This is a genomic window from Luteimonas rhizosphaericola, from assembly GCF_029888045.1.
Taxonomy (GTDB): domain Bacteria; phylum Pseudomonadota; class Gammaproteobacteria; order Xanthomonadales; family Xanthomonadaceae; genus Luteimonas; species Luteimonas rhizosphaericola.
In genome coordinates this window covers 397669-414352 of sequence record NZ_JARXRN010000021.1, presented here as the reverse complement: position 1 = coordinate 414352, position 16684 = coordinate 397669, and the positions used below count along the sequence as shown (strand labels likewise).

General features: G+C 65.2%; 10 protein-coding genes, 2 tRNA genes and 3 rRNA genes. 10 read left to right on the top strand and 5 right to left on the bottom strand.

The window, feature by feature from the left end; translation table 11 throughout:
- Positions 1–17: 17 nt before the first annotated feature.
- Both QFW80_RS08240 and QFW80_RS08235 read left to right on the top strand, forming a co-directional pair.
- Complete coding sequence (locus QFW80_RS08240) at positions 18–455, top strand: VOC family protein (protein WP_280601185.1); 438 nt, start codon at positions 18–20, stop codon at positions 453–455.
- 76 nt (positions 456–531) lie between these two features.
- On the top strand, positions 532–1749 hold the full coding sequence (locus QFW80_RS08235) for an acetylornithine transaminase (RefSeq protein WP_280601184.1): 1218 nt from the start codon (positions 532–534) through the stop codon (positions 1747–1749).
- Between the two features lie 15 nt (positions 1750–1764).
- On the opposite strand, the gene QFW80_RS08230 is transcribed toward QFW80_RS08235, so the two are convergent.
- Genes QFW80_RS08230 through thiE form a run of 3 tightly spaced genes read right to left on the bottom strand, consistent with a single transcriptional unit; the run spans position 1765 to position 4693 of the window.
- Positions 1765–2673, bottom strand: coding sequence for an ion transporter (locus tag QFW80_RS08230; protein ID WP_280601183.1), 909 nt, complete (start codon positions 2671–2673; stop codon positions 1765–1767).
- On the bottom strand, positions 2657–3961 hold the full coding sequence (gene hemL, locus QFW80_RS08225; RefSeq protein WP_280601181.1) for a glutamate-1-semialdehyde 2,1-aminomutase: 1305 nt from the start codon (positions 3959–3961) through the stop codon (positions 2657–2659). Before hemL ends, QFW80_RS08230 begins: the two co-directional genes overlap by 17 nt.
- Before the next feature lie 51 nt (positions 3962–4012).
- Positions 4013–4693 carry a thiamine phosphate synthase gene (gene thiE, locus QFW80_RS08220; protein ID WP_280601180.1) on the bottom strand — a complete coding sequence of 227 codons (681 nt, stop codon included), beginning with the start codon at positions 4691–4693 and terminating at the stop codon, positions 4013–4015.
- Here thiE and QFW80_RS08215 point away from each other — a divergent pair.
- Positions 4687–4905 carry a rubredoxin gene (locus tag QFW80_RS08215; RefSeq protein ID WP_280601178.1) on the top strand — a complete coding sequence of 73 codons (219 nt, stop codon included), beginning with the start codon at positions 4687–4689 and terminating at the stop codon, positions 4903–4905. The two genes, thiE and QFW80_RS08215, sit on opposite strands and share 7 nt — an antisense overlap.
- Before the next feature lie 59 nt (positions 4906–4964).
- Here QFW80_RS08215 and QFW80_RS08210 read toward each other — a convergent pair whose 3' ends face one another.
- The gene (locus QFW80_RS08210; RefSeq protein WP_280601176.1) at positions 4965–5810 is read right to left on the bottom strand and encodes a SirB1 family protein; all 846 of its coding nucleotides are present in this window, start codon (positions 5808–5810) and stop codon (positions 4965–4967) included.
- 52 nt (positions 5811–5862) lie between these two features.
- Positions 5863–6315: a DUF192 domain-containing protein gene (locus tag QFW80_RS08205; protein ID WP_280601175.1), complete on the bottom strand. Its 453-nt coding sequence runs from the start codon at positions 6313–6315 to the stop codon at positions 5863–5865.
- Positions 6316–6875: 560 nt separating this feature from the next.
- Between QFW80_RS08205 and QFW80_RS08200 the strand changes: the two genes are divergently transcribed.
- The 7 genes from QFW80_RS08200 to QFW80_RS08170 all read left to right on the top strand — a co-directional run bounded on the left by QFW80_RS08200 (position 6876) and on the right by QFW80_RS08170 (position 16566).
- Positions 6876–8420 (top strand): 16S ribosomal RNA (locus QFW80_RS08200).
- A gap of 70 nt (positions 8421–8490) precedes the next feature.
- Positions 8491–8567 (top strand) — tRNA-Ile (locus tag QFW80_RS08195).
- A 3-nt stretch (positions 8568–8570) separates the two neighbouring features.
- Positions 8571–8646, top strand: a tRNA-Ala gene (locus tag QFW80_RS08190).
- A 236-nt stretch (positions 8647–8882) separates the two neighbouring features.
- A 23S ribosomal RNA gene (locus QFW80_RS08185) occupies positions 8883–11746 on the top strand.
- 146 nt (positions 11747–11892) lie between these two features.
- Positions 11893–12005: ribosomal RNA gene (gene rrf, locus QFW80_RS08180) — 5S ribosomal RNA — on the top strand.
- Together the 16S, 23S and 5S rRNA genes with 2 tRNA genes alongside form the textbook arrangement of a ribosomal RNA operon.
- A gap of 223 nt (positions 12006–12228) precedes the next feature.
- On the top strand, positions 12229–14370 hold the full coding sequence (locus QFW80_RS08175; protein ID WP_280601174.1) for a prolyl oligopeptidase family serine peptidase: 2142 nt from the start codon (positions 12229–12231) through the stop codon (positions 14368–14370).
- Between the two features lie 36 nt (positions 14371–14406).
- Entirely contained in the window at positions 14407–16566 is a 2160-nt protein-coding gene (locus QFW80_RS08170) for a S9 family peptidase (RefSeq protein ID WP_280601173.1), read from the top strand.
- Positions 16567–16684: the final 118 nt, after the last annotated feature.

Here is a 16684-nt window from a genome sequence, read left to right as displayed (position 1 = left end):
TTCCACGAGCCCCCGCCATGAAATACCTGCACGCCATGATCCGCGTCCACGACCTGGACGCCACCAGCCGCTTCTTCACCGAGGGCCTGGGCCTGCGCCAGACCCGGCGCATGGACAACGAGGCCGGCCGCTTCACCCTGGTCTATTTCGGCGCACCCGAGAACCCGGAAGCGGAGATCGAGCTGACCTACAACTGGCCGCCGGCCGACGGCTCGCCCCCCGAGGACTACGGCAGCGCGCGCAATTTCGGCCACCTCGCCTTCGCCGTCGACGACATCTACGCGCTGTGCGCGCACCTGCAGTCGCAGGGCGTGACCATCCTGCGGCCGCCGCGCGACGGGCGCATGGCCTTCGTGCGCACGCCGGACCTGATCTCGATCGAGCTGCTGCAGAAGGGCGCGGCGCTGGCGCCGGCCGAACCCTGGGCGTCGATGCCCAATACCGGCAGCTGGTAGCCCGGCAGCCGCGGCCTGCGCGTGGCCGCGGCGGACGCGGCACAATGACCGGCCCCGTCCGCAGCCCGACACGCGCATGATCCCGTCCAGCCGAACCGCCGACCTCGTCGCCCTCGGGCAGGAGCGCTACCTTCCGGTCTACCGCCAGCGCTCGATGGTGCTCGACCGCGGCCAGGGCGCGCGGCTGTGGGACATCGACGGCCGCGACTACGTCGACTTCGCCGCCGGCATCGCGGTCTGCAGCTTGGGCCATGCCGATCCCGACCTCGTCGCCGCGCTCGCCGAGCAGGCCGGGCGCCTGTGGCACACCAGCAACGTGTTTCACAGCGAGCCGCCGCTGCGCCTGGCCGCGGAACTGGCGGAAGCCTCGCGCTTCGCCGAACGCGTGTTCCTGTGCAACTCCGGCGCCGAGGCCAACGAGGCGGCGATCAAGCTGGTGCGCAAGTGGGCCGCGGCACAGGGGCGCGAGCCCGCGCGCCGGGTGATCGTCAGCTTCCGCGGCAGTTTCCACGGCCGCACGCTGGCGGCGGTCACCGCCACCGCGCAGCCGAAGTACCAGGCCGGCTACGAGCCGCTGCCCGGCGGCTTCCGCTACGTCGACTTCAACGACGCCACCGCGCTGGAAGTGGCCATGGCCGCGGGCGACGTCGCCGCGGTGCTGGTCGAACCGGTGCAGGGCGAGGGCGGGGTGATGCCGGCCGCGCCTGGCTTCCTGCGCGGCGTGCGCGAGCTGTGCGACCACCATCGCGCGCTGCTGGTGCTGGACGAGATCCAGTGCGGCATGGGTCGCACCGGCACCCTGTTCGCGCACTGGCAGGACCAGGTGGTGCCGGACATCGTCACCCTGGCCAAGGCGCTGGGCGGCGGCTTTCCGGTCGGCGTCCTGCTGGCCGGGCCGAAGGTGGCCCGGGCGATGCAGTTCGGCGACCACGGCACCACCTTCGGCGGCAACCCGCTCGCGGCGGCGGTGGCGCGCGTGGCGCTGCGCAAGCTGTCGTCGCCGTCGCTGCTGGCCAACGTCTCGCGCCAGTCCGGCGCGCTGCGTGCGGGGCTGGAAGCGCTGAACGGTGAACTGGGCCTGTTCTCGGAGGTGCGTGGGCGCGGCCTGATGCTCGGCGCGGTGCTGGCACCGGCGCACGCCGGGCGCGCCGGCGAACTGCTCGACCGCGCCGCGGTGCAGGGCCTGCTGCTGCTGCAGGCCGGCCCCGACGTGCTGCGCTTCGTGCCGCCGCTCAACATCGACGACGCGACGCTTGCCGACGGCCTGCAGCGGCTGGCCGCGGCGCTGCGCTGAACCGGCCCCCGCCGCCTATTCGTGCGGCAGGGCGCGCCCGCACTTGCGGCAGTGCCAGGCATCGGCTTCGTGGTCGGGCAGCCCGCATTCGGTGCAGCGGACCTGGCGTCGTCGCGGCTGCAGCGAGCGCGCCAGTTCGGCGGTATAGATGCCGGTGGGCACGGCGATGATGCTGTAGCCGATCATCACCAGCACCGAGGTCACGAAGCGGCCGAACGGCGTCCCCGGCGCGATGTCGCCGAACCCCACCGTGGCCACGGTCACGATCGCCCAGTACATGCCCGTCGGGATGCTGGTGAATCCGTGGTCGGGGCCTTCGACCACGTACATCAGCGCGCCGAAGATGACGATGATCGTCACCAGGGTGGCGAGGAACACGAAGATCTTGCGCCGGCTGCGCAGCAGCGCCTGGATCAGCACGCCCGCCTCGCTGGAGTACTCGACCAGCTTCAGCACCCGGAACACGCGCAGCAGCCGCAGCGCGCGAATCACCGCGAACGAGGTGCTGGCCGGGAACAGCAGCGATAGGAAGGTCGGCAGGATCGCGAGCAGGTCGATGACGCCGTAGAAGCTGCGGGCGTAGCGCAGCGGGCGCTTGACCACCCACAGCCGCACCGCGTACTCGACGGTGAACGCCAGGGTGAACGCCCACTCGGCCGCGTACAGCCAGGCGTGCCAGCGCGCCTTGATCGACGGCACGCTGTCGAGCAGCACCACCGCCACGCTGGCGAGGATCACCGCGATCAGCACCAGGTCGAAGTTGCGCTCGTCCGGCGCGTCGTGGTGGAAGATGCGGCGGAACCAGAGGTAGCGCGCGCCCTCGGTGGAGGCCGGCAGGTACTCCTTCTCGAACAGGCTGCCGGCCGGGTCCCGGTCGGTCCCCCGGCCCGGAACCGGGTCGCCGGACTCAGCCGGCGCGGTCATCGGCCAGGCTCCCGAATGCCTCGCGCGCGGCCGCGACGGTCGCATCCACTACCGCGTCGTCGTGCGCGGCCGACACGAACCCGGCCTCGAACGCAGACGGTGCGAGGAACACGCCGCGCGCCAGCATCGCGTGGAAGAAGCGGTTGAAGGTGGCCGTGTCGCAGGCCACCGCCTGCGCATACGTGTCGACCGTCGGCTCGCTGGTGAAGAACAGGCCGAACATGGCGCCGACGCGGGTCGTGGTGAAGGCCACGCCGGCGTCGCGCGCGGCCGCTTCCAGCCCGTCGCACAGCGCGTGGGTGGTGGCCTCGAGGCGGTCGTGGAAGCCGGGCTCGGATACCAGTTCCAGCATCGCCAGGCCCGCCGCCATCGCCACCGGGTTGCCGCTCAGCGTGCCCGCCTGGTACACCGGTCCGGCCGGGGCGACCTGCTCCATCAGTTCGCGTCGTCCGCCGTAGGCGCCCACCGGCATGCCGCCGCCGATGATCTTGCCGAACGCGCTCAGGTCGGGCGTCACGCCGTAGCGCGCCTGGGCGCCACCCAGCGCCACGCGGAATCCGGTCATCACCTCGTCGAAGATCAGCAGCGCGCCATGGCGCGTGCACAGCGCGCGCAGGTGCTGCAGGTAGCCCTCGCGCGGCGGCAGGCAGTTGGCGTTGCCCACGACTGGTTCGATGATCAGCGCTGCGATGTCGTCGCCGGCGGTATCGAACAGGGCGGTGGCGGCCCCGAAGTCGTTGTAGGGCAGGGTCAGGGTGAGGTCGGCCAGCGCCTTGGGCACGCCAGGCGAGGTGGGCACGCCGAAGGTGAGCGCGCCGCTGCCGGCCTTGACCAGGAACGAGTCGCCATGGCCGTGGTAGCAGCCCTCGAACTTCACGATCCGGCTGCGCCCGGTGGCGCCCCGCGCCAGGCGGATCGCCGACAGCGTCGCCTCGGTGCCGGAATTCACCATCCGCACCATCTCGCACGACGGCACCAGTCGCGCCAGGGTCTCGGCCATGGTCACCTCTGCCGGGCAGGGGGCGCCGAACGACAGCCCGTCGCCGATCGCGCGCTGCACCGCCTCGCGGACGCGCGGATGGTTGTGGCCGGCGATCATCGGCCCCCAGGACCCGACGTAGTCGATGTAGCGGTGGCCGTCGACGTCGTACAGGTACGGGCCGTCGGCGCGGGCGACGAAGAACGGTTCGCCGCCCACCGACTTGAACGCGCGCACGGGCGAATTGACGCCGCCGGGCAGGCGCGCGCGGGCGCGCTCGAACAGGGCATGGGACTGGGCGTGGGTCATCGGGTCCGGGTGTCCATGGAAGCGTGGGGCGCGGGCGGTGCCGCGGCGGAGTCAGCCGCCGGCGGCAGCGGGCGGGTGCCGGAATGCGGCCAGGCAGGCCTGCGCCGCGAAGGCGGGGTCGGGGGCCGCGAACACGCCGCTGACCACGGCCAGCAGGTCGGCGCCGGCCTCGACCAGTGCCGGTGCATTGTCGGCCGTGATGCCGCCGATCGCCACCCGCGGGACGCCCAGCCCGCGCGCCGCGCGCAGCAGACCGGGGGTGGCGCGGCGCGTGGCGGCCTTGGTCGTGGTCGGGAAGAAGGCGCCGAACGCGACATAGCTCGCGCCCGCGTCGACGGCGCGTCGCGCGCGTTCGATCTCGTCGTAGCAGGACGCGCCGAGGATGGCGGACGGGCCCAGCGCCAGGCGCGCCGCCTCGAGCGCGCCGTCGCCTTCGCCCAGGTGCGCGCCGTCGGCGCCGCTCTCGGCCGCCAGCAGCCAGTCGTCGTTCACGATCAGCGGCACGCCGGCGGCGCGGCACGCGGGCAGCAGCGCCGCGACCTGCGCGCGTCGCAACGCCGGCGTGGCGGTCTTGTGCCGGTACTGCAGCCAGGTGGCATGCGGCAGCACGCGCGTCACCAGAGACACGAGCGCGCGGGTGTCGTCGAGATCGGGCGTGACCGGGTACAGCCCGCGCGCCGCACGGGCACCGATGCTCGTTTCGTCCTCACGCGTGGAATGGGACAATGGCATGTCTCCTCCTGAACCTTCGAGCGCATTATCCGATGAACGACACGCCCTACCGCAGCTGGATGTGCGTGGTCTGCGGCTTCGTCTACGACGAGGCGGCGGGCCTGCCGGACGACGGCATCGCGCCCGGGACGCGCTGGGAGGACGTGCCCGAGACATGGACGTGTCCGGACTGCGGCGTCACCAAGGACGACTTCGAGATGGTCACGCTGTAGCTTCGCGCGCGCTCGCGCTTCCGGCACGCCCCGGCGTGGTACGCCCCGGCGTGCGCACGTCAGTGCAGGCGTGCGGTGCGCGCGCCGGCCTCGATCAGCCGCAGCCGCACCTGCGACGCGTCGTCGGCGCGCGGCTGCCGCAGCAGGTAGCGGTGCAGATCCTCGCGTGCGCCCGCCAGGTGTCCGAGCTCGAGGTAGCCCAGGCCGCGGTCGCGCAGCGCCTCGGGGTTGTCCGGCAGCAGGCGCAGCACGCGGTCGGCGCTGCGGGTGGCCCGTTCCCAGTCGCCGCACTCGCTGTAGACACCGTGCAGGTTGCGCAGCACGCGCACCAGGATCGCCCGGTTCGACGCCGGATACAGGATCTGCGAGAGGGCGTCGTCGTCCGGCATTTCGCCACCCATGTGCGTACGCGCGCGCTGGCGCAGCTCGTCGACGTCCAGCGGGCGACCGCGGTTGAACGGATCCATCACCAGCAGGCCGTCGTCCACCGGCAGCCGCACCAGGAAGTGGCCGGGGAACGACACACCGTCCAGCGGCAAGCCCACCTCGCGCGCCACCGCCATCTGCACCAGCGCCAGGGAAATCGGATTGCCCAGTCGGCGCTCGAACACCTGGTTGATGTAACTGTTGCGCGGATCGTAGTACTCGTCGTGGTCGCCGGCGTAGCCGACTTCCTCGAACAGATACTGGTTGATCGCGCGCATCTTCAGCGCCGGATGCGATTCGCGGTCGATCGCGCCGCGGATGTGCGATGCATGGCCCTGGACCTGCAGCGCGTAGCGCCGGGGTTCGAGGTCCGGATACTCGTCGCGCGCGATCAGCAGGGCCACGCCCAGCAGCGGCAGCGCGTCGTCGTCCAGCTCCGCCAGCGCTTCCCAGCGGGGAAGGGGATTGGTCGCATCCATGGCTGCAAGACTGCGCCGGCCGCGCACGGTGTGCAAGACGTCGCCGACGGGGTCAGGGTGCGGGCTGCAGCGCGGGCGACAGGCGCATCCGCGCTCCGTCCTCCAGTCCAAGCCGCGCGGCTTCGCCCGCATTGAGTTCGAGCACGTAGCGCGCGGGGGCGTCGCTCGGATACGAGGGGCATGCATTGCCGCCGGAACACGGTGGCACGTCGCGCTGCTGGGACACGAGCGTCAGCGCGTCGTCGAAGTACAGGATGTCGAGCGCGATGCGCGTGTTCTTCATCCAGTACGCCTGGGGCTCCTCCTGCTCGTGCACGAACAGCATGCCGGTGCCTTCGGCCAGCGTGTCGCGAAACATGAGGCCGCGCGCGCGTTCCTCGGCATCGTCCGCGATCTCCACCACGTAGCGTTCCCCGCCAACCTCCACCCAGTTGGGGTCCGCGCTCGCACAGGCGGACAGGCCGAACGACAGCGCGAGCGCGGCGAGGCGGAATATCAGGGGCATGGCGGGCTCCGTGGGCGTGCCAGCCCGCAACATCGTGCAGGCCGCGGTGGCGAGTCAAGGCGTGCCGATGCGGGAGGGGGCTATGCAAGCCCGCGGCGATTGTGCAGAATGCGCGCCCCGCATCACCGGGGCCACGCGGCGGCAACGCGGCAAGGCTCTCCGGACCGAAAAATTCCCCCTCACAGGGTGTTGACGGACGGAAAAAACGGGCTAGAATGTGCGGCTCCCTTCGACGAAACGCCCAGCCGGGCGGCAAGCTGAAGGGAAGTCAAAAACCCCTTCACGGGGTGTTGACGAAAGCAAAAACCGCGCTATCATGTGCGGCTCCCTGAGGCGAAACGCCAACGGGTACGGAAGCGAGGCGCTGAGGCCTGTTTCCAAGATCTTTGACAGTGTGCGCAGGTGACTTGTGCGGGCGTCTGGCGGGTGGATGACTGTCCATCTTGCAGACGTTCGTAACAGAGCAACAAGTCAATTCAAATGCAGTAATGCAAGCGAGTAATTTGGAGCTCGGGACGACGACTGCACTCGAAATATTTGGACGCAAGTCCAGAAAACTTTAAGTGAAGAGTTTGATCCTGGCTCAGAGTGAACGCTGGCGGCAGGCCTAACACATGCAAGTCGAACGGCAGCACAGGGGAGCTTGCTCCCTGGGTGGCGAGTGGCGGACGGGTGAGGAATACGTCGGAATCTGCCTTTTTGTGGGGGATAACGTAGGGAAACTTACGCTAATACCGCATACGACCTTCGGGTGAAAGTGGGGGACCGCAAGGCCTCACGCAGATAGATGAGCCGACGTCGGATTAGCTAGTTGGCGGGGTAAAGGCCCACCAAGGCGACGATCCGTAGCTGGTCTGAGAGGATGATCAGCCACACTGGAACTGAGACACGGTCCAGACTCCTACGGGAGGCAGCAGTGGGGAATATTGGACAATGGGCGCAAGCCTGATCCAGCCATGCCGCGTGGGTGAAGAAGGCCTTCGGGTTGTAAAGCCCTTTTGTTGGGAAAGAAAACTTTCCGATTAATACTCGGAGAGAATGACGGTACCCAAAGAATAAGCACCGGCTAACTTCGTGCCAGCAGCCGCGGTAATACGAAGGGTGCAAGCGTTACTCGGAATTACTGGGCGTAAAGCGTGCGTAGGTGGTTCGTTAAGTCTGATGTGAAAGCCCTGGGCTCAACCTGGGAATTGCATTGGATACTGGCGGGCTAGAGTACGGTAGAGGGTAGTGGAATTCCTGGTGTAGCAGTGAAATGCGTAGAGATCAGGAGGAACATCCGTGGCGAAGGCGACTACCTGGACCAGTACTGACACTGAGGCACGAAAGCGTGGGGAGCAAACAGGATTAGATACCCTGGTAGTCCACGCCCTAAACGATGCGAACTGGATGTTGGGTTCAACTAGGAACTCAGTATCGAAGCTAACGCGTTAAGTTCGCCGCCTGGGGAGTACGGTCGCAAGACTGAAACTCAAAGGAATTGACGGGGGCCCGCACAAGCGGTGGAGTATGTGGTTTAATTCGATGCAACGCGAAGAACCTTACCTGGCCTTGACATCCACGGAACTTTCCAGAGATGGATTGGTGCCTTCGGGAACCGTGAGACAGGTGCTGCATGGCTGTCGTCAGCTCGTGTCGTGAGATGTTGGGTTAAGTCCCGCAACGAGCGCAACCCTTGTCCTTAGTTGCCAGCACGTAATGGTGGGAACTCTAAGGAGACCGCCGGTGACAAACCGGAGGAAGGTGGGGATGACGTCAAGTCATCATGGCCCTTACGGCCAGGGCTACACACGTACTACAATGGGAAGGACAGAGGGCTGCAAACCCGCGAGGGCGAGCCAATCCCAGAAACCTTCTCTCAGTCCGGATCGGAGTCTGCAACTCGACTCCGTGAAGTCGGAATCGCTAGTAATCGCAGATCAGCATTGCTGCGGTGAATACGTTCCCGGGCCTTGTACACACCGCCCGTCACACCATGGGAGTTTGTTGCACCAGAAGCAGGTAGCCTAACCGCAAGGAGGGCGCTTGCCACGGTGTGGCCGATGACTGGGGTGAAGTCGTAACAAGGTAGCCGTATCGGAAGGTGCGGCTGGATCACCTCCTTTTGAGACTAAAGACAGCTAATTGCCTGTCAGACGTCCGCACAAGTAACCTGCACAATCCGCACAACAGACTGGGTCTGTAGCTCAGGTGGTTAGAGCGCACCCCTGATAAGGGTGAGGCCGGTGGTTCGAGTCCTCCCAGACCCACCACTTGGGGCCTTAGCTCAGCTGGGAGAGCACCTGCTTTGCAAGCAGGGGGTCGTCGGTTCGATCCCGACAGGCTCCACCAGCCTCTGTTCTGCACCGGATTGCGCGCACACTAAGATCAGAAATGCATCGACGCTGAAGTCGGTGCATGTTCTTTGAAAAATAGGGAAGTAGCGAGCGTTTGAGACGAATCCGTCCAGACGTGTCGTATGAGGCTAAGGCGGGAATCGAAAGATTCCTTATTTGAGTCGTTGCAATATTCGCGTCCGTGGCTTGTAACCACGGGCACTGCAACCCCGAGGCGACTTGGGGTTATATGGTCAAGCGAATAAGCGCACACGGTGGATGCCTTGGCGGTCAGAGGCGATGAAGGACGTGGCAGCCTGCGAAAAGTGTCGGGGAGCTGGCAACAAGCTTTGATCCGGCAATGTCCGAATGGGGAAACCCACCCAGCAATGGGTATCCTGCAGTGAATACATAGCTGCTGGAGGCGAACGCGGTGAACTGAAATATCTAAGTAACCGTAGGAAAAGAAATCAACCGAGATTCCCTTAGTAGTGACGAGCGAACGGGGACTAGCCCAAAAGTCGATTTGGTTTTAGCAAAACGGCCTGGAAAGGCCGGCCATAGAAGGTGACAGCCCTGTATGCGAAAGGGCCATTTCGATGAAATTGAGTAGGGCGGGGCACGAGAAACCCTGTCTGAACATGGGGGGACCATCCTCCAAGGCTAAATACTCCTGACCGACCGATAGTGAACCAGTACCGTGAGGGAAAGGCGAAAAGAACCCTGGTGAAGGGAGTGAAATAGACCCTGAAACCGTGTGCGTACAAGCAGTAGGAGCCCTTCGGGGTGACTGCGTACCTTTTGTATAATGGGTCAGCGACTTATTGTCTGTGGCGAGCTTAACCGTATAGGGGAGGCGAAGGGAAACCGAGTCTGATAAGGGCGCATAGTCGCAGGCAATAGACCCGAAACCGGGTGATCTAGTCATGCCCAGGGTGAAGGTACCGTAACAGGTACTGGAGGCCCGAACCCACTCCCGTTGCAAAGGTAGGGGATGAGGTGTGATTAGGAGTGAAAAGCTAATCGAACCCGGAGATAGCTGGTTCTCCTCGAAAGCTATTTAGGTAGCGCCTCATGTGAATCCTCTCGGGGGTAGAGCACTGTCATGGCTAGGGGGTCATTGCGACTTACCAAACCATTGCAAACTCCGAATACCGAGACGGACTGCATGGGAGACACACGGCGGGTGCTAACGTCCGTCGTGAAAAGGGAAACAACCCAGACCCACAGCTAAGGTCCCAAATTTTGTGCTAAGTGGGAAACGATGTGGAAAGGCACAGACAGCCAGGAGGTTGGCTTAGAAGCAGCCACCCTTTAAAGAAAGCGTAATAGCTCACTGGTCGAGTCGGTCTGCGCGGAAGATTTAACGGGGCTAAGCACAGAACCGAAGCTTGGGGTGCATCACTTGTGATGCGCGGTAGAGGAGCGTTCCGTAAGCCTGCGAAGGTGGATTGAGAAGTCTGCTGGAGGTATCGGAAGTGCGAATGCTGACATGAGTAACGATAATGCGGGTGAAAAGCCCGCACGCCGAAAGCCCAAGGTTTCCTTGCGCAACGTTAATCGACGCAGGGTGAGTCGGCCCCTAAGGCGAGGCAGAAATGCGTAGTCGATGGGAAGCTGGTTAATATTCCAGCACCTCGCGTAAGTGCGATGGAGGGACGGAGAAGGTTAGGCAGGCCGGGCGTTGGTTGTCCCGGTGAGAGAGTTGAGGCGGTGCCCTTAGGCAAATCCGGGGGCGCAACGTTGAGACTAAGGACGAGTCCATTAGGACGAAGCTGCTGATATCACGCTTCCAGGAAAAGCTCCTAAGCTTCAGCTTACGCAGACCGTACCGTAAACCGACACAGGTGGGTAGGATGAGAATTCTCAGGCGCTTGAGAGAACTCGGGTGAAGGAACTAGGCAAAATAGCACCGTAACTTCGGGAGAAGGTGCGCCTCTTCTGGTGAATAGCTGGGGGAGGCCGAAGTGACCAGGCCGCTGCGACTGTTTATCAAAAACACAGCACTCTGCAAACACGAAAGTGGACGTATAGGGTGTGACGCCTGCCCGGTGCCGGAAGGTTAATTGATGGGGTCAGCCGCAAGGCGAAGCTCTTGATCGAAGCCCCGGTAAACGGCGGCCGTAACTATAACGGTCCTAAGGTAGCGAAATTCCTTGTCGGGTAAGTTCCGACCTGCACGAATGGCGTAACGACAGCGGCGCTGTCTCCACCCGAGACTCAGTGAAATTGAAATCGCTGTGAAGATGCAGCGTTCCCGTGGCAAGACGGAAAGACCCCGTGAACCTTTACTATAGCTTTACACTGAACGTTGAGTTCGTCTGTGTAGGATAGGTGGGAGGCTGTGAAACCCTGGCGCTAGCTGGGGTGGAGCCATCCTTGAAATACCACCCTGTCGTGCTTGACGTTCTAACCTGGGCCCGTAATCCGGGTCGGGGACCGTGTATGGTGGGTAGTTTGACTGGGGCGGTCTCCTCCCAAAGAGTAACGGAGGAGCTCGAAGGTACGCTCAGCGCGGTCGGACATCGCGCACTGTGTGCAAAGGCATAAGCGTGCTTGACTGCAAGATCGACGGATCAAGCAGGTACGAAAGTAGGACTTAGTGATCCGGTGGTTCTGTATGGAAGGGCCATCGCTCAACGGATAAAAGGTACTCCGGGGATAACAGGCTGATACCGCCCAAGCGTCCATAGCGACGGCGGTGTTTGGCACCTCGATGTCGGCTCATCACATCCTGGGGCTGTAGTCGGTCCCAAGGGTATGGCTGTTCGCCATTTAAAGTGGTACGCGAGCTGGGTTCAGAACGTCGTGAGACAGTTCGGTCCCTATCTGCCATGGGCGTTGGAGATTTGAGAGGGGCTGCTCCTAGTACGAGAGGACCGGAGTGGACGAACCTCTGGTGTTCCGGTTGTCACGCCAGTGGCATTGCCGGGTAGCTATGTTCGGAAGCGATAACCGCTGAAAGCATCTAAGCGGGAAGCGCGCCTCAAGATGAGATCTCCCGGGACACAAGTCCCCTAAAGGAACCATCAAGACCAGGTGGTTGATAGGCTGGGTGTGTAAGCGCAGTAATGCGTTGAGCTAACCAGTACTAATGATCCGTGCGGCTTGACCATATAACCTCAAGTGGCCTTGGACTCTGCGACATGTCGCGGACGTTCGGACCAAACCAGTTCGCTACTTCCCTACCCAATGAGAGCGTGAGCGCTGCTCGTCCGTGCGGATCATTCCGCCGGCGGGACTGGCGACCCTCCACGGTCTCCCTGGTGACAATAGCTTTGTGGAACCACCCGATCCCATTCCGAACTCGGAAGTGAAACGCAAACGCGCCGATGGTAGTGTGCATCCGCATGCGAGAGTAGGTCATCGCCAGGGTCTTTACCCAAAACCCCCAGCTCCGGCTGGGGGTTTTTCTTTGCGTGCTGGAAATGCTCGCGATCGTCGGCGGAATCCGCGGTGCCTGAAACGTGCGTTGCGCGGCTGGGGCCGCCACGAGGGCTTTCCACTTGCCGGTCGCAAGCCGCTCGACTTCCGGCACTCGGGCCCGGGCCGAGGCGTGTGCTAGCGTTCGTGCACTTTTTCCAGACGGATGTCCCGCATGTCGAAATGCTTCCCCGCCGCGGCAGCGCTGGCGCTGGCGATCGGCCTGTCCGCAGGCACGGCCCATGGCAACGAGGAGAACGTGGTGTCGGATCCGCACCAGTGGCTGGAAGGCGTCGAAGACGCGAAGGCCCTCGACTGGGTGAAGGCCCAGAATGCGAAGGCCGAGGCGGAACTGGCCAGCACCCCGCAGTTCGCGCAGCTCGAGGCCGAACTGCTCGCGATCTACGACTCCGACGACAAGATTCCCGGCGTCTACAAGCAGGGCGAGTGGTACTACAACTTCTGGAAGGACAAGCAGAACCCGCGCGGCCTGTGGCGGCGCACGACGCTGGAGGAGTACCGCAAGCCCAGGCCGCAGTGGGAGGTGCTGATCGACCTCGACGCACTGAACAAGGCCGAGGGCGAGAACTGGATCTGGCACGGCGCCGACTGCCTGCGGCCGGACTACCGGCGCTGCCTGGTCGCGCTCTCGCGCGGCGGCGCGGATGCCGATGTGACCCGGGAGTTCGACCTTGAGAACAAGTCCTGGGTCGAAGGCGGCTTCTTCCGCGAGGAAGCCAAGGGTGCGCTGTCCTGGATCGATGCCGACACCGTGTATGTCTACAGCGACTTCGGCCCCGGATCGCTGACCGAGTCGGGGTATCCGCGCGTGGTCAAGCGCTGGCAGCGTGGCACGCCGCTGGTGTCGGCGGTTCCGGTGTACGAAGGCAAGCCGGACGACATGTACATCGCGGCGATGCACGACCATACGCCCGGTTTCGAGCGTGACTTCGTCAGCCGCACGCTCGCGTTCTACAACGACGAGCTGTATCTGGTCGCCGCCGACGGCGCGCTGACGAAGATCGATGCGCCGAATTCGGCAAACAAGGGCGTGCACCGGCAGTGGCTGACGCTGGAGCTGCGCGAACCCTGGGAGGTGGCCGGCAGGACCTACCCGGCAGGTTCGCTGCTGGCATCCGATTTCGACGCGTTCATGGCCGGCGAGCGCGAGTTCCAGGTGCTGTTCGAGCCGACGGACACCACTTCGCTGGCCGGGTCCTCGTGGACCCGCAACCACCTGGTCCTCAATGTGCTCGAGGACGTGAAGAGCAAGCTGTGGGTGCTCACGCCCGGCGCGGACGGCTGGGCGCGGCGGCCGCTGGCCGGCCTGCCCGAGTTCGGCACCGTCAGCGCCTCGGCCGTGGACGATGAGGAGTCGGATGCCCTGTGGCTGACCGTTACCGACTACCTGACCCCGACCACGCTGATGCTCGGCGATGCGGCCCCCGACGCGCCGGCGCCTGAAGTCCTCAAGACGATGCCGACGTTCTTCGATGCTTCGAAGCACGTGGTCGAGCAGCACTTCGCCACCTCCAAGGACGGCACCCGGGTCCCGTACTTCCTGGTGCGTCCGAAGGACGCGAAACCCGACGGCCGCAACCCGACCCTGCTGTACGGCTACGGCGGCTTCGAAATCTCGCTCACGCCGGGCTATTCGGGCGGCGTCGGCAAGGGCTGGCTGGAGAAGGGCGGCACCTACGCGGTCGCCAACATCCGCGGCGGCGGCGAGTACGGCCCGCGCTGGCACCAGGCGGCGCTCAAGGCGAACCGCCACAAGGCCTACGAGGACTTCGCCGCGGTCGCGCAGGACCTGATCGACCGCAAGATCACTTCGCCCGCCCACCTGGGCATCCGCGGCGGCAGCAACGGCGGCCTGCTCACGGGCAACATGCTGGTGCAATATCCGGAGCTGTTCGGCGCGGTGGTGATCCAGGTGCCGCTGCTCGACATGCAGCGCTACAACAAGCTGCTCGCCGGTGCGTCGTGGATGGCCGAGTACGGCGATCCCGACAAGCCGGAGGAGTGGGCGTTCATCCGGACGTTCTCTCCCTACCACCTGTTCGATCCGGAACAGAAGTATCCGCCGACCATCCTGTTGACCTCGACCCGCGACGACCGCGTGCATCCCGGCCACGCCCGCAAGATGATGGCGAAAATGCTCGAGTCCGGGCAGGACGTGCGCTACTACGAGAACATCGAGGGCGGCCACGGCGGCGCAGCCGACAACCGCCAGGCGGCGCACATGGACGCGCTGTACCTGACCTTCCTCTGGCAGCAGCTGGCCGGCGAACCGGGCGCGCCCGCGCCCGCACCCTGACCGCCGCCCGTCCTTCCATTCACGCCGGGATATTCCATGAAGACGGCACTCCTTCTCGCGACGACGATCCTGATGACGCTTTCCACCGCTTCCACCACCGCCGCCGACGCCACGCCACCCGACGCCGAAAAGCGCCCGCACGTGGTTAAAGCCCCCCACGGGGCCGAACGCAACGACGAGTACTACTGGCTGCGCGACGACGAACGCGAGGACAAGGCGATGCTGGCCTACCTCGAGGCCGAGAACGCCTACGCCGACCAGGTGATGGCGCCGCTGGAGCCGCTCGAGAACGCGCTGTACGAGGAAATCGTCGGCCGCATCAAGCAGGACGACAGTTCGATTCCCGCGCGCGAGCGCGGCTGGTGGTACTACGCCCGCTACGAGACCGGCAAGGACTACCCGATCCACGCCCGGCGCAAGGACGGCCCGGGCGTCGATGCGCTGGCGATCCAGCAGGCCAACGAGCGCGGCGATTTCGCGGGTGAGGAGGTGCTGCTCGACGTCAACGCCCTGGCCGAGGGCAAGGACTATTACGCCGTCGGCGCCTACGAGGTCAGCCAGGACAACACCATGCTGGCCTGGGCCGACGATACCAACGGCCGCCGCCAGTACACGTTCCGGTTCCGCGACCTGGCCACCGGCAAGGCGTATCCGGAGGAGCTGCGCGGCACCTCCGGCGACCTGGTGTTCGCCGACGACAATCGCACCGTGTTCTACATCGAGAACGACCCGGAGACGCTGCTGACCAAGCGCGTGAAGCGTCACGTGATCGGCACCGATCCGGCACAGGACGTGGTGGTCTACGAGGAGGCGGACGACAGCTTCTACATGGGCATCGACCGCACCCGCGACGACCGCTACATCGTCATCGGCGTGAGCAGCACCGTGTCCGACGAGATCCGCTACGCGCCGGCCGCCGATCCGCAGGCCTTCACCGTGCTCGCCGGGCGCGAGCGCGACCTGGAGTACCAGGCCGACCACCTCGACGACCGCTGGGTGATCCTGACCAATGCCGACGGGGCGAAGAACTTCAAGCTGGTCCAGGCGCCGAGCGGTTCGACCTCGCGCAAGGACTGGACCGACGTCGTCGCCCACGACGAGAACGTGCTGCTGGAGACGTTCGAACTGTTCGACGGGTTCGTCGCGCTGGGCGAGCGGTCCGAGGCGCTCGAGCGCGTGCGCATCCTGCGTCCCGGGCGCGAGGACGAGTACGTCGCGGCCGACGAGCCGGCGTATTCGATGGGCCTGTCGGCCAACACCGAGCCGGACACCACGAAGCTGCGCTACACCTATACCTCGCTGACGACGCCGGCGACCACGTACGAACTCGACACCGCCACCGGCGAGCGGGTCCTGCTCAAGCAGCAGCCGGTGCTCGGCTACGACCCGTCGCGGTACGTGACCGAACGCGTCTGGGCGACCGCGCGCGACGGCGAGCGGATTCCCGTCTCGCTGGTCTACCGCAAGGGCTTCGAACGCGACGGCACCGCGGCGATGCTGCAGTACGCCTACGGCAGCTACGGCATGTCGATGGATCCGGGCTTCAGCGTCACCACCGTGAGCCTGCTCGACCGCGGGATGGTGTACGCGCTGGCGCACATCCGCGGCGGCCAGGAAATGGGCCGGCGCTGGTACGACGACGGCAAGCTGCTCAACAAGATCAACACCTTCACCGACTTCATCGACGTCACCGACCACCTCGTCGCGCAGGGCTATGCGGCAAAGGACCGGGTGGCCGCGGCCGGCGGCAGCGCCGGCGGGCTGCTGATGGGCGCGGTGTCGAACATGGCGCCGGACCGCTACCGCGTGATCCTGTCGCAGGTGCCGTTCGTCGACGTGGTCACCACGATGCTCGACGCCAGCATTCCGCTGACGACCAACGAGTACGACGAGTGGGGGAACCCGGAGCAGCGGCAGTTCTACGACTACATGCTGTCGTACTCGCCCTACGACAACCTCAAGGCCCAGGCCTATCCGGCGATGTTCGTCGGCACCGGGCTGTGGGACTCGCAGGTGCAGTACTGGGAGCCGGCCAAGTACGTGGCGCGCCTGCGCGACGTGGATACCGGCAATGGCCCGGTCGTGTTCCGCACCAACATGGAGGCCGGGCACGGCGGCAAGTCGGGCCGCTTCCGCCGCTTCCGCGAGCAGGCGGAGATGTACGCGTTCATGCTCGACCAGCTGGGCGTGAAGTAACGCCTGGCGCCGCCGCTCCGCGGAGCCGGGTTCGGCCATCTGGGGGCGGTAGGGTGGCCGGCGGCGTTGCGGGCACATCCCGGGCCGCTGGTCACGCCTGAGGCCCGGCGTGCGTGCA